Raw genomic sequence first — 19929 nt, forward strand, 5'->3', positions numbered from 1 at the left:
CTAGAAATATTCTTTCGCCAGTTCTTTGAATTTTGGAAGGGAATTCACGATTGTCTCATGTGATACGCAGTACGCAAGTCTTACATATCCAGGGCATGCAAACGAACTTCCCGGCACGATCAGAATATTATATTTCTTTGCAGCCTCACAGAATTCCTTCTCATTCGGAACCGGTGATTTCACAAACAGATAAAATGCTCCCTGTGGCTTAATGCACTCAAATCCGCACTCTTTCAGTCCGTTATATAGATCTTCTCTGTTGCGATCATAGAAAGAAAGGTCTGTCTTTTCATTCAGGCATTTTTCTACTACTTTCTGCTGCAGTGTCGGTGCATTAACAAATCCGAGGATACGTGTTGCGACATTGGCTGCGGAAAGTACTTCTTCACTGTCTTTTAATTCATCCGGAATAACCAAGTATCCGATACGTTCTCCCGGAAGTGACAATGATTTGCTGTAGGAGTATCCCACTACGGTATTGTCATAATATTTTGTGAGATACGGAACTTCTACTCCGTCATAAGCCAGCTCACGATAAGGCTCGTCGGAGATCAGAACGATGTCTGTTCCGAATTCTTTCTGCTTTGCCTCCATGATAGCGGCGAGCTTTTTGATCGTCTCTTCGGAATATACAACACCAGTCGGGTTGTTCGGATTATTGACGATAACGGCTTTTGTCTTTGGTGTGATCTTTTGTTCAAATTCATCCAGTTTTGGCTGGAAGTCAACGGTATTCGGTGAGATTTCTACCAGTACACCATCGTAGTTGTTCGTATAAGAACGATATTCTCCAAAATATGGTGCAAATGCGATCACTTCATCTCCCGGATTGATCAGCGCTTTCAAGATAACATTTAATCCACCGGCTGCACCAACCGTCATGACAATATTTTTGCCTTCAAAATGCGTATCAAAACGCTTATTTAAAGAATCAGCTACTGCCTCTCTTACATCTGCATATCCGCAGTTGCTGTTGGTATATCCGTGAAGTACGATTGGATCTTCCTCACTTACAATCTCAATGATCGCATTCTTCACGGCCTCCGGTGCCGGCACGTTCGGATTGCCCAGACTGAAATCAAATACATTCTCAGCTCCGTAAATTCCTGCCAGACGGTTACCTTCCTCAAACATTGCACGGATAGCCGAACTGTTGGCTACCATATTTTTCATCTTATCCGCTATCATTTTGTTGCTCCTTTCTCACTACAAGTCTTTCATTTGTAAGTCTTAGCCCTGCGCTTTCTCTGTCACATCACCCTTTTCTACCATAAAAGCTGGACGGTAAGAAAGCTTTGCCTTTCTAAGGCCTTCTGCTCCGGTATCATCTTCCCGGTTTACATATTTATAGTTCATGCATTCATGCTCTACAAACTGCTGATTGATCATCGTATATGCGCCCTGTACATCGGCATATGCTTTTTCAATATGCACGACATAAGTGTCTTCGCATATCGGCTCTCCGATCGTAAATGCAACAACTTTACCATCGATCCTTAAGACTCCTCCCGTCAGATGAAGTTCTTCAAACAGTCTCAGGGAATTCAGTGCTACGCACATCTCTCCCCTTTTTTCATCATCATCTTCACAGTCATTCTCTGTCCGCCACTTAAGTGCCATCTGGAAACATTCTTCCAGATTATCTTTTGTCATACTTTCATAAGACCAGCGGTCTTCGAACAGGCTTTTGAATTTGTTGATATGATTCCGCTTTCCGTGAAGTTTCTTTCCCGAAAGTGTTGCCAGTTTCTCAGATTCATAGACGTAATCTGCAGAATCTCTGTCGTATTCAATCTGGAATCTTCCCGGATACCACTCCTCTAACTGGGCAAAATATTCCGGTGTCACATTGTACATCAGGAATGGCCTGCCCTTCGCTTTGGAATATTCCATCATCTCTTCCAGGGCATTCTTCACATCTTCCGGTGCTCCGGCCGGGTAGGCAAAGGATACGTGATTCTCATCCTCACTTTTGAATACCAGTGCATTCTTGATGATCGCCCATTTTACCGGATACTGTCTGGACCAGAGATACACATTGGCAAATGTTCTCTCACAGCTTCTGCTGGTATGATGTTCAAAGTAATGTGAGATAATCTCCTGATCCTCTAATTCTGCACGTTTAAACTGTGTTGCTCCCATATTCTGTATTTACCTTCTTTAATTTTCCGGATTCTTTCTAAAATCTTATATTCCGGCTTCTTACATTTCTTCATTCATATTTGCAAGTTTTGCTGCCTGATCAGCCGCGATACAAGCATCAATGATCTCCTGAATATCACCGTTCATGATCTTATCCAGTTTGTATAATGTAAGTCCGATACGGTGATCTGTCACACGTCCCTGTGGGAAGTTGTAAGTACGGATCTTTTCCGATCTGTCTCCGGTACCGATCTGGCTCTTTCTTGCTTCTGCTTCTGCATCATGACGTTTCTGGCATTCCAGATCATATAACTTCGCGCGTAAAAGAGCGAACGCTTTGTCTTTATTCTGTAACTGAGATTTCTCTGTCTGGCTGTAGATTACAATTCCTGTCGGATAATGTGTCAGTCGTACAGCAGAGTCCGTGGTATTGACACACTGTCCACCGTTACCAGATGCACGCATAACATCGATACGGATATCTTTCTCATCAATCTGGATATCTACATCTTCTGCCTCCGGCATCACCGCTACTGTGATCGTAGAGGTATGGATACGTCCACCGGATTCGGTCTCCGGTACACGCTGTACACGGTGTACCCCGGATTCGTATTTCATCTTGGAATAAGCACCTTTACCATCGATCATGAATGTTACATTTTTCATTCCGCCGATACCGATCTCTTCACATTCTACCAGCTCGACTTTCCATCTCTGGCTTTCTGCATAATGCATATACATACGGTAGATCTCTGCCGCAAAAAGTGCAGCCTCATCTCCGCCTGCACCGGCACGGATCTCAACGATAACGTTCTTTTCATCGTTAGGGTCCTTTGGAAGAAGAAGGATCTTCAGTTCCTGTTCCAGTTCTTCTACACGTTTCTTGTTATCATTCAACTCTTCTTTTGCAAGTTCACGCATCTCTTCATCGGACTCTTCCTCTAACATCTCAAGGCTATCCTCAATTGCCTGCTTGCATTCTTTGTATTCATTATACGCCTCTACAATCGGAGTCAGATCATTCTGCTCTTTCATAAGTTTGCGGAAGCGGTTCTGGTCATTTGCCACATCCGGTTCCTGAAGTTCATTTAATATCTCATCCAGACGGATGCGCAGATCTTCTAATTTATCAAACATGGTATTTCCTCCTTAACATTACTCTTTATTGTACCTTCCCATAACTACGCGGTCAAGTCCCGCTAAATCCTTTTTTATCTCGATTTCCTCATATCCTTCGTTTTTCAAAAGTTCTGATACATCTTTTCCCTGATCAAAGCCAATCTCGAACAGGATATATCCTCCCTTGTTCAGATATCTTATACTGTCTTTTACAATCAGACGATAAAAATAAAGTCCGTCCTCTTTTCCATCCAGCGCAATCCATGGATCATGAAGTTTTACTTCCTCATCCAGACGACTGATTTCTTCTGTCCTGATATAAGGCGGATTAGACACGATCATATCGTATTTTTCGGTGACAGATTCAAACAGATCACTTTTTATAAATCTTGCATCTGTTCCCAGACGGCTGTTGTTTTCTCGTGCAACTTTCAATGCCTCTTCCGAAATATCGCAGCCGGTTCCTTTCAGATGCATCTGTTTTTTTTCGCCGAATTTTAAAATACTTTCCAGAATACATCCCGAACCGGTACACATGTCCAGGATCTGCATATCTGGTCTGATCCGTTTTAAAGCCTCTTCTACCAGAATCTCTGTATCCTGTCTTGGAACCAGCACATTTTCATTCACTTTAAAATTTAATCCCATGAATTCCTGTTCACCGGTAATATGCTGAAGTGGAATTCTTCTTGCTCTTGTGCAGATATCTTTCTGATAGCTTTCTGCTTTTTCTTCTTCTACTTCTCTGTCCGGGTCTGCCAAAAATACTGCTCTGCTGATTCCGGTCTTATATTCAAGCAGATACCAGGCATCCAGTTTTGCTTCCCGTATCCCTGCCTTTTCAAGTTTTTCTGTTCCACTCTGGTAGAGATTACGAAGTGTGAAAATTTTCCCGTTCATACGCCCTCCAGTCAAATACAGCTTCTACTGCCTGTATCGCTACTTCTATCATATCATCATCCGGTTCACTGGTTGTCATCATCTGAATTGCCATTCCCGGCTTACTTAACAGATTGACCAGGGCATTTTCACTGTTCCCCGCCAGTTTCAACACCTCATAAGAGATTCCGGCGATCACCGGAAGCAGTGCAATACGGACAACCACCCGCATCAAAGGAGATTCCACCCGAATCAGCAACAGTAAAATAATACTGATCGCCAGCACAAAAAACAGAAAACTTGTCCCACATCTTTTATGCTGTCTCGAACTTTTCCTTACATTCTCCACCGTAAGCGGCAGCCCATGTTCAATACAGTTGATACACTTATGCTCCGCACCGTGGTACATAAATGTTCTCTGAATATCCTCCATTCTGGAAATCAGCAAAATATACACAATAAAAATTCCAATCCGGACAACACCTTCTATCACGGTTCTAAGATGATACGACGGAATAACCGGTTTCATAAGTGTCGACAGAAAATACGGCAATATCATAAAGATTGCAACTGCTGCAACAATGGAAAAGGCAACCGTTCCTGCCATCATCAGGTTCTCTTGCTTTTCTTTCTTTTTCAGATCTTTTCCGGAAAGCTCTTTTTCTTCTTCCTCTTCATAAAAACTCGCCGAAAAAGTCAGCGTCTTGATTCCAAGTACCATGGAATCAATAAAATTAAAAACCCCCCGGACAAAAGGAATCGTAGTCAGTTTTTTCCAATTGCCGGTAATACTGTGAAACGTCTCTGTCTGAACAAAGATCTCTCCGTCCGGTTTTCTGACAGCCACAGCATAACGATCCTGATTCTTCATCATGATTCCCTCTAAAACTGCCTGTCCGCCGATATTTGATGATTTCATATATTCTCCTTATACCACATCTTCTGGAACAAAGACTATCTCTTGCCCGAAGATCTATTGTAATGAAAAAAGGGTTGAGATTCAAAAACCTCAACCCAATACTTGTAATCTTATTTGTCCATTCCGTATTTCTTATTGAACTTATCAACACGGCCACGAGCCTGAGTTGCTTTCTGCTGTCCTGTATAGAATGGATGACATTTAGAACAGATTTCTACGTGGATTTCTTCACTTGTAGATCCTGTTACGAATGTATTTCCACAGTTACAAGTTACAGTTGCCTGATAATAATTTGGATGTATTCCTTCTTTCATGATTTTCACCTCTTCTTTATTTTTTGACACGCACTTAATGTGCAGTAAATTTCTTTTATTTACACAGCTCGTTCATTGTAACACAAGAATCAAGTTTTGTCTAGATAAATTTTGTCTTTTTTACCATTTGTATTAATTCTTCATTATTCCGCGTTCTTGAGAACATATTCAGTATGTTATCTACCGCCTCTTCCGGACGCAGTCCGTTCAGTGCTCTTCTCATACTTTCAACAGCTTCCTGTTCCTCTTTTGAAAGCAGAAGATCTTCTCTTCTTGTTCCTGATTTTAAGATATCAATAGCAGGAAACATTCTTTTTTCGGAAAGCTTGCGGTCCAATACCAGTTCCATATTACCGGTTCCTTTAAATTCTTCATATACAACATCGTCCATCTTGCTTCCCGTATCCACAAGTGCCGTTGCCAGTATTGTAAGACTTCCGCCTTCTCTCATATTTCTCGCCGCACCAAAGAAACGCTTCGGCATGTGAAGTGCTGCAGGATCAAGTCCTCCGGATAATGTTCTTCCTGACGGAGGTACTGTAAGGTTATAAGCTCTTGCCAGTCTTGTAATACTGTCAATCAGGATCATGACATCTTTTTTGTGCTCTACCAGTCGTTTGGCCCGTTCGATCACCATCTCTGATACACGCTTATGGTGCTCAGGAAGCTCATCAAACGTAGAATAGATTACTTCTACATTCGGTCCCTCTATTGATTCACGGATATCCGTTACTTCTTCCGGACGCTCATCGATCAGAAGAATCAAAAGATGTACTTCCGGATTATTCTTTTGTACGGATAATGCAACCTGCTTTAATAAGGTTGTCTTTCCTGCTTTCGGTGGTGAGACGATCATACCTCTCTGTCCTTTTCCGATCGGAGACATCAAATCCATAATGCGCATTGCAGTACTTGTCTTTCCACATTCCAGACTCAGTCTTTCATTCGGAAAGATTGGTGTCATATCTTCAAAATTTTTTCTGTGCATAGCCTTCATAGGATCCATCTCATTGATCTTTGAAAGATATAAAAGTGCACTGAATTTTTCCTGCTGTGTTTTGATTCTTGTATTTCCTTCCAGTATATCTCCTGTTTTCAGATTAAATCTTCGGATCTGAGACGGAGATACATAGACATCGTTTTCCCCCGGCAGATAATTAGCACTTCGGATAAATCCATAACCATCCTGCATAACTTCAAGAATCCCATGTGCCGTAATTCCACTGTCCAGCTTATCTATATCATGTACTTCTTTATCTCCTGTATTAGCAGATAATTCTTTCACGGTTTCTCGTGCCGATTTCTTTTCTTTTTCATCTTCTTCCAGCATACGCTCTATCAGTTCTGCCTTTTTCATGGTGGAAATTCCCTTTAATCCTCTTGCTTTAGCGAGATCTTTTAACGTCGCCAGCGGAAGAGATTCATATTTTTCTCTCATCATATTAGTCCTTTCACATCAAACTGCTTTCATTCTAGTTTCTTCATTTATTAAGTAGCATCTCTTACTTTACTGGAAAATCACGTCAGAAATGACGATACTATTTGAAACATGGAGATATTATACTACATCTTTGTTCTTTTTTAAAGTTCTTTTTCATAACGGTATATCTATTCTACCCAATTCCTCTTTTGTGCGTATATTGACTTGAACTTCTATGAATGATATGATTAAACAAACTTATGAAAAGGTGGTATCCATAAAATGACGAATAGTGAAAAAGCCCTGAAAATGCACGAAGAATGGCATGGAAAGATTGAAACTTGTGCAAAATCCCACGTAAATTCACGTGAAGATCTTGCAATTGCCTATACCCCTGGTGTTGCAGAACCTTGTAAGGTAATCGCAAAAGATCCCGAGGCTGCCTATACTTATACTATGAAATCCAATACTGTAGCTGTTGTTTCTGACGGAAGTGCCGTACTCGGTCTTGGTAATATCGGTGCTCTTGCGGCAATGCCTGTTATGGAAGGAAAGGCTGTTCTTTTTAAAGAATTCGGTGGTGTCAACGCTGTACCGATCTGTCTTGACACACAGGATACTGAAGAGATCATCAAAACAGTTGTAAATATCGCCCCTGCTTTCGGAGGGATCAATCTGGAAGACATCAGTGCTCCAAGATGCTTTGAAATCGAAGAACGACTGAAAGAACTGCTGGATATTCCTGTATTTCATGATGACCAGCACGGAACTGCTATCGTAGTTCTTGCCGGAATCATTAATGCTATGAAAGTAACCGGAAAAGATAAGGAATCTTCCAAAGTTGTCGTAAATGGTGCCGGTTCTGCCGGAGTTGCTATTACCAAACTGCTCCTGACCTACGGCTTTAAACATGTCACCATGTGCGACATAAATGGAATTCTCGGAAAAGATTCCAAAGACCTCAACTGGATGCAGGAGAAGATGGTTGAAGTAACCAACCTGGAACAGAAAACCGGTAAACTCGCCGATGCATTAAAAGGCGCTGATATTTTTGTCGGCGTATCGGCTCCGAATATTGTTACACCGGAAATGGTTGCTTCTATGAACAAAGATGCCATCTTATTTGCCATGGCCAATCCGGTACCTGAGATCATGCCGGATATTGCAAAAGCTGCGGGCGCTAAAGTAGTAGGAACCGGCCGTTCCGACTTCCCGAACCAGGTAAATAACGTGGTTGCTTTCCCTGGTATCTTCAAAGGTGCTCTCGAGGGACGTGCTACTGCCATCACCGAAGATATGAAACTGGCTACTGCAAAAGCAATCGCAGGTCTTGTTCCTGATGAAGAGCTGAATGAAAATAATATTCTTCCTGAAGCATTTGACCCACGTGTTGCAGATGTTGTAAGCCGTGCTGTAAAGGAACTGATCTGATATGACCGTACACTGGGGAGAAAAAAGATACTATTCTCTGGATTATTATCTGAAAAAGACTTATGGTGAAAAGCTCTATAAGATATCTCTCGACGGCGGCATGACATGTCCAAACAGGGATGGTACCCTCGGAACCCACGGTTGCATTTTCTGCAGCCGTGGGGGTTCCGGCGATTTTGCCGCCAGTCGTACTCTGTCTGTCACAGAGCAGATTGAAGCCGGGAAGCAGCAGTCTGCAAAAAAATATACCGGATCATCTTACATTGCTTATTTTCAGGCATATACCAACACTTATGCTTCTTTAGAATATCTGGAAACATTATATATGGAAGCAATTACACATCCTGATATCCGGATTCTTTCCATAGCTACCAGACCGGATTGTCTAAGCGAAAAGATTCTGGATCTCCTGGAAAATTTAAACCGGATCAAACCAGTCTGGGTTGAACTTGGTCTTCAGACTATTCATGACGAAAGTGCCCGATATATCCGCAGAGGTTATGAGCTTCCGGTATTTGAAAATGCAGTATCCGAGCTTCGAAAGCGTGGAATCGATGTTATTGTCCATACAATCCTGTGTCTTCCAAATGAAACCGAACAGGATATACTCAAGACCATAGAATACCTGAACCACCAGGATATTCAGGGCATCAAACTGCAGCTTTTACATGTATTAAAAGATACCAATCTGGCCGACATCTACCTGGCCTCTCCATTCTACATTCCCACACCGGAAGAATACTACCAGCTTCTCGGGATGTGTATCAGCCACTTAAGACCGGACATCGTTATCCACCGATTAACCGGAGACGGACCAAAAAATCTTTTGATCGCCCCTTTATGGACCTGTAACAAAAGGCAAGTTCTGAATCAGTTCCAGTCTTACTTAAAAACACATGACATCTGGCAGGGAAAGGAGTGTTAACCTTGGCCAAATCTTTTACGTTATATAAATTGATCATTTTGTATATGTTGAACGAAGTTGATTTTCCTCTTACCAATTCCCAGATATCAGAATTTATTCTGGATGAAGGATATACAACCTACTTTAAATTACAACAGGCTTTATCCGAACTTCTGGAATCAGGATTTATTCGTGAAGAATCTACTCATCACCGTACATTTTATCATCTTACGGAAGACGGAGCAGAGACCATCCATTATTTTACAAACGATATCTCTCCTGCAATCCAGCATGATATCGACGAATTTTTAAAAGAGAAACATTACGAATTAAAAAATGAGATGTCCGTAAAAGCGGACTATTTCGAGAATTCCAACATGGAATATTCTGTACGCTGTCAGGTCATCGAACAGGGACTTCCTCTGATCGACCTCACTGTAACAGCCCCGACAGAATCCGAAGCTGCAACCATTGCAAACAACTGGCAGAAACGGAACCAGGAGATTTATGCGTTAGTAATGGCGAAGTTGTTGTAGTAATTATTTTGGTGACTTACCCCGGACCTGAATAAAAGAATAGAAGCCATTTCTGTGCTGATTCAATCATGGAGAAACTCTAGAGTTACTAACCATGACCTCATATGCACAGAAATAGCTTCTATTCTTTTATTCAGTTACATTTTTGTATGCCATAATAATTATATAATAGAACCTTAACCGTTGTGATATCTTGATTGGAACAATTTAAAATAGAAACTCGCTCATGACATAGTTGCTGACATCGATTCCTTTTTCTGTTAACCGGATGTATTCGCCGGTGTCTTCAAGCAGCTGCTTTTGGTACATATCGATCAGTACTTTTCCATATGCATTTTCAATACTTCTTCCGAAAGTCTGCCTGAAGTCAGTCTTGGATACTCCTTCGATTTTTCTGAGCCCCAGAAACATATATTCTTCCATCTGATTCTGCAAACTAAGAACTTCGATCTCACCGCCTTCTACGAATCGTTGGTTATTGATAAGAGATGCCGCACCGGTTCCGATTCCCAGATATTCTGTGCGGTTCCAGTATCCAAGGTTATGCCGGCATTCATATCCTTCTTTGGCATAATTAGATATCTCATATCTGTGATAGCCGTAACTCCACAAAATATTTTTTGTAAACTGATACATCATCCGTTCTGTATCTTCATCCGGAAGTTCTCTTCTTCTTCTCGCCTCAGCGCGTTCACCCTCTCCGTACTTTTCATAGAACGGCGTTCCTTCTTCGATGATCAGACTGTATGCGGAGATATGTTCTGGACCAAGTTCTGCCACTTTTTTTAATGTATCTTCCCATCCTCCCAATGTCTGAAATGGAATTCCCGACATCAGATCTACATTGATATTCTGAAATCCCACTTCTCTTGCAAGCGTATAGGTATCCAGGAAGTCTTTATATGTATGAATTCTTCCGAGCATCTTTAATTCCTGATCATCCGTTGACTGTAATCCGATACTCAGACGATTAATCCCGACATTCCGATATGCCATCAATTTCAACTTATCTACTGTCCCCGGGTTCACTTCTACCGTGATCTCCGCGTCCGAATCAATTGGAAATGTAGCACGTATCGCATCGAAGATACTCCTCATCTGCTGAGTTTCTAATATGGACGGTGTACCGCCTCCTATAAAAATACTGCTTACATGGTACATACCGGCAAGATCATAATAAGAACGGATCTTCTGGCACAAGCCCATGACATACTCCTGTCTCGCTTCAGGTGTTGCAGGCGCAGACAGGAAATCACAGTACCGACATTTTTTTACACAAAATGGAATATGGATATATAACTCTAATGGTCTCATTATTTATCATCCAGCTTCAATACACTCATAAATGCTTTCTGCGGAATCTCTACGTTGCCCACCTGACGCATACGTTTCTTTCCTTCTTTCTGTTTTTCCAGAAGCTTTCTCTTACGGCTGATATCTCCACCATAACATTTTGCCAGCACGTCTTTACGCATCGCACGAACTGTTTCACGCGCGATGATCTTACTTCCGATTGCTGCCTGGATTGGAATCTCGAATAACTGTCTCGGGATCTCTTCTTTTAACTTCTCGCACATCTTTCTTCCGCGTTCGTATGCAGTATCTGCATGAATGATAAATGACAATGCATCGACTTCTTCTTTATTGATCAGGATATCCAGTTTGACAAGTTCTGACTTCACATAACCGGCCATCTCATAGTCAAACGAAGCATATCCTCTTGATCTTGATTTTAATGCATCAAAGAAATCATAAATGATTTCATTAAGCGGGAGCTGGTAATGTAATACTGCACGTGTCTCTTCAATATACTCCATACCTTCATATACGCCTCGACGTTCCTGGCACAGATCCATGATCGCACCGATAAACTCCGCTGTCACCATGATCTCTGCTTTTACCATTGGCTCTTCCATATATTCGATCTCTGAAGGATCCGGAAGGTTCGATGGATTCGTAAGCTCTATCACATCTCCATTTGTCTTGTGTACTTTATAGATAACCCCCGGCGCAGTTGTTACCAGATCCAGATTATATTCTCTTTCCAGACGTTCCTGAATGATCTCCAGATGCAGAAGTCCAAGGAATCCACAGCGGAATCCGAATCCCAGTGCAATTGAAGTCTCAGGTTCGAACTGCAGTGATGCATCATTTAACTGTAATTTCTCCAACGCATCCCTGAGATCCGGGTATTTTGCGCCATCTGCCGGATATAATCCACAGTAAACCATTGGATTTACTTTCTTATATCCCGGAAGCGGTTCTGCACATGGATGTGCCGCATTGGTTACCGTATCACCCACGCGGGTATCCTTTACGTTCTTAAGACTTGCCGTAATATAGCCTACCATTCCGGCACTCAGTTCCTCACACGGAATAAACTGTCCGGCCCCAAAATAACCAACTTCTACTACTTCTGCCTTAGCTCCTGTCGCCATCATAAGGATCGGTGTTCCTTTTTTTACAGTTCCTTCTTTGATTCTGCAAAATACGATAACACCTTTATACGCATCATATAAAGAATCAAAGATCAACGCCTGAAGCGGTGCTTTCGGATCTCCGGTTGGTGCCGGTATCTTTGCCACGATTTCTTCCAGCACCTGATCTACATTCAGTCCGGTCTTTGCAGAAATCTGCGGCGCATCCTCTGCCTCTATTCCGATCACATCCTCAATCTCTTCAATCACACGTTCCGGATCGGCACTTGGAAGATCGATCTTATTTAATACCGGTACTACATCCAGATCATGATCCAGCGCAAGGTATACATTGGCAAGCGTCTGTGCTTCTACCCCCTGTGCGGCATCCACTACCAGAATTGCCCCGTCACAAGCTGCAAGGCTTCGGGATACTTCATAGTTAAAGTCTACATGCCCCGGCGTATCGATCAGGTTAAAGATATACTCTTCTCCATCCTTTGCCTTATATACCGTTCTGACTGTCTGGGCTTTGATCGTGATTCCTCGTTCTCTTTCCAGCTCCATATTGTCTAACACCTGGGACTGCATCTCACGACTGGTAAGAAGTCCCGTCATCTCAATGATACGGTCCGCCAGTGTTGATTTACCATGGTCAATATGTGCTATAATACAAAAATTTCGAATTTTACTCTGATCTATTCCTGACACTAATATCTTCTCCTTAATTAAATGTTTATCTTATCAATTCTATCATGCAGCACTGTATTTTACAATGAAAAGTTCCACACTCATCACATCATTCAGGCGTCCCGTCTTTACCATCTCTTCGGTATCTACAGCCTCTTCCAGAATGTTCCTTAACTCTTTCTTTTCAAATGTGCGGCATTGCTGCATATATTTTCCCGCCACAAACGGATGAAGTCCGACTGTCTTTGCGATTGATGATTTATCGTAACGTTTCCCCACCAGATCTTTCACTTCCAAAAGCAGCTTAAACTGTCTCGTCAGAAGGTATAAGATACGCATCGGCGGTTCTTTTAATGCCAGAAGATCATAATAGTAATCAAGCGCCTTTTTCTGGTTCTTCATTGCAACCGCTTCTACCATATCAAAAATCTTATTTGTAATCTGTGTTGTACAGATTGCTTCTATATCTGATATCTCAATCTCTTCTTTTCCCATACAGTAACAAAAGAGTTTTTCCAGTTCTTTTTCCAGATTCTCCATATCCGTTCCTGTTGTTGACAGAAGATATCTGGCCGTCTGTTCCTTGATCTTGTAGCCTTCTTTTTTTACATTACCTGCAACCCAGTATAATAATGTCTTCTCATCCTGACGCGCCATCTCAACTACGCGTCCTTTACTCTTCACCGCTTTATACATCTTTCCTCGTTTGTCCGCCTCATTTTCCACGAACAAAAAGCATGCCGTATCCGGCATCGTCTTGATATAATCGGCCAGATCCGGTGTTGCATTTTTAAAAAATCCCGAATTTTCTACCACTATCAGACGACGCTTTGCAAAAAACGGCATTGTCTCGGCAAGATCTATGAGTTCACCCGGATTTATCCCTTTGCCTTCATAATATGCATAATTTACCGTATCCCCATCCGGAAATATTGCCTTGGTTATCCGGTCTCTGTATTGCTTTTTCAGATAAGCCTCTTCCCCATACAGGAGATATACCGGCTTAAAATTTCCTGTTTTTATATCTTCATTTAAACTTTTCATCGGTGTTCTCCTATCTTTTTCACCTCTTAAAAGTATACTGAATTCTCCTTTTAAGTTCAACCGTTTCTCCCATGAATCCGCATACTTTTTTTATTTACAGTTATTCCAAACGCACCGTTTTCCTGTGTAGAATATATTTTCGCGCCACTGTTTTCAAGTCTTTCCAAAGTATCTTTATGTGGATGTCCGTAACGATTCTTCCTTCCTGCCGAAATCCATGCATATCTTGGTTTTACATTTTCCAGAAATGCTTCCGTTGTAGAATTCTTTGATCCATGATGTGCAGTCTTTAATACCTCCCATGAAATCTTCTTTTCCTGTAGATAAGAGAGCGTATCTGTCAGACTTTCTTCTCCTTCTTTTTCCACGTCTCCTGTAAAAAGCATGTCAAATCCCTCGTATTCCAGATGTAGGATCATGGATGCTTCATTTCCGGGATTCATATTCTTTTCTTTCGGCCCCAGACAGGTGAATCTCAACTTTCCTTCTCTGATCTGCGTTCCGTTTTCCATTTCCCAGACCGTCGTTCCATTATCTTCTGCTACACTTATAAGCTCTTCTAACTTTTCATCCCGGTACGCTTCTCCTGTCACAACAAGATTCCGTATTTTTATCCCGACCTGCTGCCTTTTCAGCATTTCTTCAATTCCATTCATATGATCTATGTCTCCATGAGATACGAACACATAATCAATACTTCCTATTCCTCTGTACTTTAAAAACGGTTCTATCCGATATTTCCCGACATTTTTTATATCACTGCTGCCTCCATCGATCAGATAAGTCTTATGCTCCGGTCCCTCCACACAGATACAGTCTCCCTGTCCTACATCCAGCATCGTAACCTCTGCTCCGGTTCTTACCCAGGGGCCCGATATCAATATCAGAAATCCAACCGTATAAAGCGTTATACTTATGATATATTTTTTCCCGTTTCTTTTAAATTTTAATATCAAAATCACTGTCATAAGCACCAGATAATAGATAAAGATTCTTCTCTTATCCGGCCTTCCCGCCACCCATCTTGCCATCGGAAGCTTTATTGTAAAAACGCAGCATTTATCATACACCCATAAGATACATCTGCAGATCCACAAAATCCATTTTCCGGGTATCCACCCAGCCATCTTTATAAATGACCCGATCATTCCACAGGTTAAAACTACCGACATCAGCGGAAGTATTATAAGATTCAGCAGTATACTATACACCGGAATCTCAAAAAAATTATATAAGATCACCGGCCACAATAAAACATTGATTCCCAGGCCTGCACACAGGCTCTTACACCGCATCTCATTTTCAAGCACCGGTATCACCGTACAAACTGCAAAAACAGCTCCAAACGACAACCAAAAGCCACCATCATACAGATAAAGCGGATGGATCCCGACCGTTAGCACAGCTGAAGCCGCAAGTGCCGTCGGCATATCATAATGTCTACCGGTAATATCCGCACCTATCCGAAATACGAACATCACCCACGCCCGGATCACCGACACGGTCATTCCGATCATCATCACATACAGACACAACAGAATCCCTCCCGTGATTCCACCTGCCTTGTATGAACCTGTCATTCTCCTTGCTATCCGGTATACTCCAAGTCCCGCAAACGATAGATGAAGTCCGGAAATCGCCAGGATATGTCCAATCCCGTTTACCTGATATAATTCTTTCATTTCCTGATCCATACCGCTTTTTTCACCAAGGAGTATCGCTGCAAGTGCTGAACCATCCCGTTCTCCCATCTCGCGTTGCAGCATTTTCTGCCAGTTCATCCGGAATTTTTCAAGTCTGTCTTTTAATTTGTTTCGTTTGTAATCCGTAATCTGTATATCATCCGATCGGACTTTCCCATGGATTCCCTGTTTTTGATAATAAAATTTCTGATCAAAATTTCCCGGATTTCTGGCCTCTTCATAAAATGATACCTTTCCACACACTTTAATCTGGTTTCCTATATGTAATTTTGGGCTGGAATTTGTATAAATGATAATTTTCGATTCTTGAAATTTTTTTGAGTTTGAATAAATAGAATTTTCTTTCAGATAGATCATCCGGCAGTTCTCTTTTTGCTCTTGCCTGTATATTTTGCCGCAAATGGTAATATTATCACCTTCTGCGGCATATCGTTCAATCGGGGAAGGACGAAGTTCTTTTATGAACCGCTCTCTTCCCCACACAACCATAGAAGCAATGATGCATAGAACCATCAGACACACACTAAGAAGCGGTCTGTTTTTCACATGCTACTCTCCTTCCACAATATTGGGATTTCTGGAAAGAGGTTTTTCCAAATTTATCTTTCCCATATAAGTAATATCTGTTTTTCCGTCAATCAGGATCTGTACTCTGCTGATCGCACTTCCATCTACAATAGAATTCACAATTGCATATACCGGAACTTCCGGATTCATTACATTCGTCGTATCAAGGAATCCGGCATCCAGATTCACGTAACAGATATGATCTTTTACCGATACACTAAGTACTTTTGTTCCTTCTGGGAGCACTGCTGATTCATTATCTGAATCCGGTCCCTTGATCAGCTGTTCGACCAGTGCTTTTTCTCTGGACACACTGCTACTGTATCTGACATTTACCTTTTCTTTTACAAGACGGGTGCCCTTTTTATTTCCATAATATAAAAGAAATGTCTCATTCTGATAAGCATGCAGACTGGATCCCGTATTCTGTACAAAATCCGATGGCTGCATATATCCTATCTCCTGGCCGTTCTGATCCTCCAGCGGCTCTCCTTCTATCGTAAACAATACAGTATCTACTCCATCTATCTGTCCAAGCGACTGTACCACCGATGCCCGCAGTACAATTTCTTCCGTTACACTCAGTTTTTGATATGCACGATTAAAATCCACTGTCAGATTTTTGGAATGAAGCGACCAGTTCTTTATCTTTACACCTTTCACAAAGGCACTGCGATAATTAATATTATCTGTATTTTTCTGGACTTTCCCTAACACATAATTAATCTGCGCTTTTTTTGTCTTTCCTTTGATTCTTGTGCCCTTCTCAACCAGTGAAACTCCCTCTGAGTCTGTATAGTAAATCCTGGTGCCGCTAACCTTGTCCTCTTTTTTACATCCTGATACTGCTATGATGCAAACAGCTATAAGCAGCAGGATCTTGTAAATTTTTTTCATTTTCATCTTAATCTCCTTCTGCCTAAGATACATAGTTTAACGGAATTCTTACCGTAAAAGTAGTTCCTTCCGATGGCTGACTGAATACTTTGATCGCCCCTCTGTGCATAACCACTGCACTTCTTGCGATTGCCAGACCAAGTCCTGTTCCGCCAATTTCTCTTGAATGGGACTTGTCCACCCGGTAGAATCTCTCAAATATATGTTCCTGTGCTTCAGCAGGTATACCGATTCCCGAATCCGCCACCTCAATATAGCAGTTTTTGTGATCCGCATTTAAAGATACATGCACCCATCCATTTTCCTTATTATACTTGATGGCATTCTCCACCAGATTCGATATTGCCAGAGAGATCTTCATCTCATCTACCTCTGTCGTCACCGGACGAAAACTTTCATAGACCAGTTCGATATTTCTTGTAGCCGCAATCGGACGCAGTCTCTTTAATATCTTTTCTATCAGTTCGTTCATATTTTCTGACTTTATATTCATTGTATTCGCGGTCTTGTCCATCTTGACCAGCGAAAGCAGGTCATTAATAATCTTATTTTCTCTCTCGATTTCTTCCGACATGTCCCCCATAAATTCTTTATAGAGTTCTACCGGTGCATCTTCCTGCAAAAGCAGCGAATCCGCCAGTACTTTCATGGATGTCAGCGGTGTCTTTAACTCATGTGACACATTCGATACGAATTCATTTCTCGAGTCATCCAGAGTCTTCATGCGTCCCGACATCTTATTGAACGCTTCCGATAATTCCATTGTCTCTGTGTACGTATTCTCATGAAGGTAATCATCGTCATAGCCTTCTGTAACCGCAGAAATGGATTCTGTAATGCGTTTAAAAGGTTTTAACATAGCCATTCCCGAAAGCACAGCAATCATAAGGATAACCAGGATCGATGCAAGTGCTGCCACATCTGCTTTGTTTCTTAAAATCTCCAGACTGTCCAGGACAGAATCTGTCGGTGCACTGACAAGCAATACTCCTACAATCGAATCATCTTTTCCTAAAATCGGCGCTGTCACTTCTATATATCTGTTTTTCTTATTATACTCGCTGGTTCCTTTTTCTTTGAAACATCGGATCACATTACCTGATACGATAGTTTTTCCTTCATCCATTTCATATGTATCTTCCTGGATCTTAAAATTACCATCGATTACCATTACCCGGCCGCTGTAGATATTAGATAGCTGAATCAATTCTGTTCTGATCGTCTCTGACGTATCTCCCGTAAGATAGCCCGAACTGCTCAGCTGATTACTGAGAATGGTACATTGATTCTGTATCTCAGCAGTTCGTACCTCCACTGCTCTTTTCTCATAGCTGGTCAGGAACACCCCTCTCATAATCAATACCGGAACAATCCCTGCCAGTGCCACCAGCAGGATGATCCGGAATTTCATGCTCCTGAATATATTCTTTTTAAAATATTTTTTAACCCCTGAAATAATAACCCACTCCCCATTTCGTATAGACATATTTTGGATCACTTGGATTCGTTTCGATCTTTTCACGAAGTCTCCGGATATGTACATCCACAGTTCTTGCATCTCCCGGATACTCATATCCCCATACGATATTCAAAAGATTCTCTCTGCTGTAGACTTTACCCGGATTCATGGCAAGCAGTTCCAGAAGATCGAATTCTTTTGCTGTCAGATTGATTTCCTTTTCTCCGATGATCACGCGTCTGCTTTCGCAGTCAATCTTCATCTCGCCTTTTACGATCACTTTTTCATTTTCCTGATTTTTATCGCGCTTGCTGACACGGCGCATAATGGCTTTGATCCTTGCCTTCACTTCCAGAATATTGAATGGCTTTGTTATGTAATCATCTGCTCCATAATCCAGTCCCAGGATCTTATCCATATCGTCGCCTTTTGCTGTAAGCATAATGATCGGAACATCCGAATATTCCCGGATCTGCTGACACACTTCAAAACCGTCATATTTCGGAAGCATGACATCCAGAAGAATGATATCATATGCATTCTCCTTTGCCAGTTTCAGTGCCTCTTCTCCGTCATAAGCACAGTCCACATCATATCCATCCTGCTCCAGACTAAACCGGATTCCTTTTACTATCAGTTTTTCATCATCCACAACCAATACTCGTCTGCTCATGTTCCTACTCCCTTGTCAGATCTTAATTTGATCTTTTACTTTCTGAAATACACCGTCTTTAATACCTTCCACTTCCATCAGATCTTCTATCTTCTGAAACTTTCCATGCTCATCTCTGTAACGAATGATCGCGTCAGCCTTCGCCTCTCCGATTCCGGATAGTGTCATCAATTCGTCCTTCCCGGCCGTATTAATATCCACCTTGCCATCTGCCGTACTTCCGGCATCTGTGCTTTTTGTTGCATCTGTCTTTTCATTATCCGCATTCTGTACGAAAGTACCGTTGTTCTCTGTTCCGGCTTTTGCCTCTTCTTTCGTCGGAACATATATTCTGGAACCATCTTCAATCTTTTCTGCCTGATTCAGAGCCTCACCTGCTGCCTCATCCGTAAATCCTCCAGCCATCTGAATAGCTTCATACAAACGACTGTCCGATGTCAGTTCATACACTCCTGGAGACTTCACTGCCCCGCATACATGTACATAACAGATCTGTAGTTTTTCCTGCTTAAGGCCATCTTTTTCTGTCATATTATCATCCGTTCCCGCTTCTGATCCTTCAGCCTCTTTTGCAGTATTTCCATCTGCTTTTTCCACATCCGGTTCACGCCCGTCCAACGAAATAAGTTCCGTCTGTTCCTGTGATTTTCGGTCTCTGCATCCGGTCAGATTCACGACACATATCATACTCAGTATCATGGTAAAGATCAGCAATATACGGCATATTTCCTTCTGTATTTTTCTCTGTTCTGTTATTCTGTTCTGTCTTTTTTCCCTATGCATAACTTCTCCTTTACAGCCTGTCGAAAACTGTA

Annotated in this window: 18 protein-coding genes; 3 read left to right on the plus strand and 15 right to left on the minus strand. The window is 41.8% G+C overall.

The window, feature by feature from the left end:
- The 7 genes from NQ508_RS09240 to rho form a co-directional block, all read right to left on the minus strand.
- Window positions 1–1188 (minus strand): pyridoxal phosphate-dependent aminotransferase, encoded by a 1188-nt coding sequence (locus NQ508_RS09240; RefSeq protein WP_006428951.1) that lies wholly within the window; start codon window positions 1186–1188, stop codon window positions 1–3.
- Window positions 1189–1230: 42 nt separating this feature from the next.
- Complete coding sequence (locus NQ508_RS09245) at window positions 1231–2142, minus strand: DUF2156 domain-containing protein (protein WP_006428952.1); 912 nt, start codon at window positions 2140–2142, stop codon at window positions 1231–1233.
- 60 nt (window positions 2143–2202) lie between these two features.
- Window positions 2203–3279, minus strand: coding sequence for a peptide chain release factor 1 (gene prfA, locus NQ508_RS09250; protein ID WP_006428954.1), 1077 nt, complete (start codon window positions 3277–3279; stop codon window positions 2203–2205).
- Between the two features lie 18 nt (window positions 3280–3297).
- Window positions 3298–4161 carry a peptide chain release factor N(5)-glutamine methyltransferase gene (gene prmC / locus NQ508_RS09255; protein ID WP_006428955.1) on the minus strand — a complete coding sequence of 288 codons (864 nt, stop codon included), beginning with the start codon at window positions 4159–4161 and terminating at the stop codon, window positions 3298–3300.
- Entirely contained in the window at window positions 4133–5059 is a 927-nt protein-coding gene (locus NQ508_RS09260; RefSeq protein WP_006428956.1) for a DUF1385 domain-containing protein, read from the minus strand. The genes prmC and NQ508_RS09260 overlap by 29 nt, the downstream gene beginning before the upstream one ends.
- 110 nt (window positions 5060–5169) lie before the next feature.
- Window positions 5170–5373 carry a 50S ribosomal protein L31 gene (gene rpmE / locus NQ508_RS09265; RefSeq protein WP_022415351.1) on the minus strand — a complete coding sequence of 68 codons (204 nt, stop codon included), beginning with the start codon at window positions 5371–5373 and terminating at the stop codon, window positions 5170–5172.
- Between the two features lie 100 nt (window positions 5374–5473).
- A complete protein-coding gene (gene rho, locus NQ508_RS09270; protein WP_055180426.1) occupies window positions 5474–6811 on the minus strand; it encodes a transcription termination factor Rho in 1338 nt (445 codons plus the stop codon).
- A 264-nt stretch (window positions 6812–7075) separates the two neighbouring features.
- Between rho and NQ508_RS09275 the strand changes: the two genes are divergently transcribed.
- From NQ508_RS09275 to NQ508_RS09285, 3 genes are read left to right on the plus strand one after another with little or no spacing between them, the layout of a single operon-like run.
- Window positions 7076–8224, plus strand: a complete 1149-nt coding sequence (locus tag NQ508_RS09275; RefSeq protein WP_006428959.1) for an NAD(P)-dependent malic enzyme — start codon at window positions 7076–7078, stop codon at window positions 8222–8224.
- Between the two features lies 1 nt (window position 8225).
- Entirely contained in the window at window positions 8226–9149 is a 924-nt protein-coding gene (gene mnmL / locus NQ508_RS09280) for a tRNA modification radical SAM protein MnmL/YtqA (RefSeq protein ID WP_006428960.1), read from the plus strand.
- Window positions 9150–9151: 2 nt separating this feature from the next.
- On the plus strand, window positions 9152–9664 hold the full coding sequence (locus NQ508_RS09285) for a DUF4364 family protein (RefSeq protein ID WP_022415348.1): 513 nt from the start codon (window positions 9152–9154) through the stop codon (window positions 9662–9664).
- A 207-nt stretch (window positions 9665–9871) separates the two neighbouring features.
- Here the strand turns inward: NQ508_RS09285 and hemW are convergent, their stop codons facing one another.
- From hemW to NQ508_RS09325, 8 genes are read right to left on the minus strand one after another with little or no spacing between them, the layout of a single operon-like run.
- Window positions 9872–10978 (minus strand): radical SAM family heme chaperone HemW, encoded by a 1107-nt coding sequence (gene hemW, locus NQ508_RS09290; protein WP_006428962.1) that lies wholly within the window; start codon window positions 10976–10978, stop codon window positions 9872–9874.
- Window positions 10978–12792 carry a translation elongation factor 4 gene (gene lepA / locus NQ508_RS09295; protein WP_022415347.1) on the minus strand — a complete coding sequence of 605 codons (1815 nt, stop codon included), beginning with the start codon at window positions 12790–12792 and terminating at the stop codon, window positions 10978–10980. The genes hemW and lepA overlap by 1 nt, the downstream gene beginning before the upstream one ends.
- Before the next feature lie 42 nt (window positions 12793–12834).
- Entirely contained in the window at window positions 12835–13815 is a 981-nt protein-coding gene (gene holA, locus NQ508_RS09300) for a DNA polymerase III subunit delta (protein WP_006428964.1), read from the minus strand.
- A 56-nt stretch (window positions 13816–13871) separates the two neighbouring features.
- Window positions 13872–16064, minus strand: coding sequence for a DNA internalization-related competence protein ComEC/Rec2 (locus NQ508_RS09305; RefSeq protein ID WP_044920775.1), 2193 nt, complete (start codon window positions 16062–16064; stop codon window positions 13872–13874).
- Window positions 16065–16067: 3 nt separating this feature from the next.
- Window positions 16068–16988, minus strand: a complete 921-nt coding sequence (locus tag NQ508_RS09310; protein WP_242654821.1) for a GerMN domain-containing protein — start codon at window positions 16986–16988, stop codon at window positions 16068–16070.
- Window positions 16989–17004: 16 nt separating this feature from the next.
- Complete coding sequence (locus NQ508_RS09315) at window positions 17005–18468, minus strand: sensor histidine kinase (RefSeq protein ID WP_006428967.1); 1464 nt, start codon at window positions 18466–18468, stop codon at window positions 17005–17007.
- Entirely contained in the window at window positions 18425–19114 is a 690-nt protein-coding gene (locus NQ508_RS09320) for a response regulator transcription factor (RefSeq protein WP_006428968.1), read from the minus strand. The genes NQ508_RS09315 and NQ508_RS09320 overlap by 44 nt, the downstream gene beginning before the upstream one ends.
- Before the next feature lie 15 nt (window positions 19115–19129).
- Window positions 19130–19897 (minus strand): helix-hairpin-helix domain-containing protein, encoded by a 768-nt coding sequence (locus tag NQ508_RS09325; RefSeq protein ID WP_006428969.1) that lies wholly within the window; start codon window positions 19895–19897, stop codon window positions 19130–19132.
- Window positions 19898–19929 lie beyond the last annotated feature (32 nt).

The organism is Dorea longicatena, assembly GCF_025150085.1.
Taxonomy (GTDB): Bacteria; Bacillota; Clostridia; order Lachnospirales; family Lachnospiraceae; genus Dorea_A; species Dorea_A longicatena.

What these genes read in the sequence shown, in the direction of transcription:
- prfA (WP_006428954.1), bottom strand. Translation starts at nt 3,279, where the DNA reads ATGTTTGATAAATTAGAAGATCTGCGCATCCGTCTGGATGAGATATTA.
- NQ508_RS09275 (WP_006428959.1), top strand. Translation starts at nt 7,076, where the DNA reads ATGACGAATAGTGAAAAAGCCCTGAAAATGCACGAAGAATGGCATGGA.
- holA (WP_006428964.1), bottom strand. Translation starts at nt 13,815, where the DNA reads ATGAAAAGTTTAAATGAAGATATAAAAACAGGAAATTTTAAGCCGGTA.
- NQ508_RS09315 (WP_006428967.1), bottom strand. Translation starts at nt 18,468, where the DNA reads ATGTCTATACGAAATGGGGAGTGGGTTATTATTTCAGGGGTTAAAAAA.
- NQ508_RS09325 (WP_006428969.1), bottom strand. Translation starts at nt 19,897, where the DNA reads ATGCATAGGGAAAAAAGACAGAACAGAATAACAGAACAGAGAAAAATA.
- NQ508_RS09260 (WP_006428956.1), bottom strand. Translation starts at nt 5,059, where the DNA reads ATGAAATCATCAAATATCGGCGGACAGGCAGTTTTAGAGGGAATCATG.
- rpmE (WP_022415351.1), bottom strand. Translation starts at nt 5,373, where the DNA reads ATGAAAGAAGGAATACATCCAAATTATTATCAGGCAACTGTAACTTGT.
- NQ508_RS09320 (WP_006428968.1), bottom strand. Translation starts at nt 19,114, where the DNA reads ATGAGCAGACGAGTATTGGTTGTGGATGATGAAAAACTGATAGTAAAA.
- NQ508_RS09245 (WP_006428952.1), bottom strand. Translation starts at nt 2,142, where the DNA reads ATGGGAGCAACACAGTTTAAACGTGCAGAATTAGAGGATCAGGAGATT.
- mnmL (WP_006428960.1), top strand. Translation starts at nt 8,226, where the DNA reads ATGACCGTACACTGGGGAGAAAAAAGATACTATTCTCTGGATTATTAT.
- rho (WP_055180426.1), bottom strand. Translation starts at nt 6,811, where the DNA reads ATGAGAGAAAAATATGAATCTCTTCCGCTGGCGACGTTAAAAGATCTC.
- NQ508_RS09310 (WP_242654821.1), bottom strand. Translation starts at nt 16,988, where the DNA reads ATGAAAATGAAAAAAATTTACAAGATCCTGCTGCTTATAGCTGTTTGC.
- hemW (WP_006428962.1), bottom strand. Translation starts at nt 10,978, where the DNA reads ATGAGACCATTAGAGTTATATATCCATATTCCATTTTGTGTAAAAAAA.
- NQ508_RS09240 (WP_006428951.1), bottom strand. Translation starts at nt 1,188, where the DNA reads ATGATAGCGGATAAGATGAAAAATATGGTAGCCAACAGTTCGGCTATC.
- prmC (WP_006428955.1), bottom strand. Translation starts at nt 4,161, where the DNA reads ATGAACGGGAAAATTTTCACACTTCGTAATCTCTACCAGAGTGGAACA.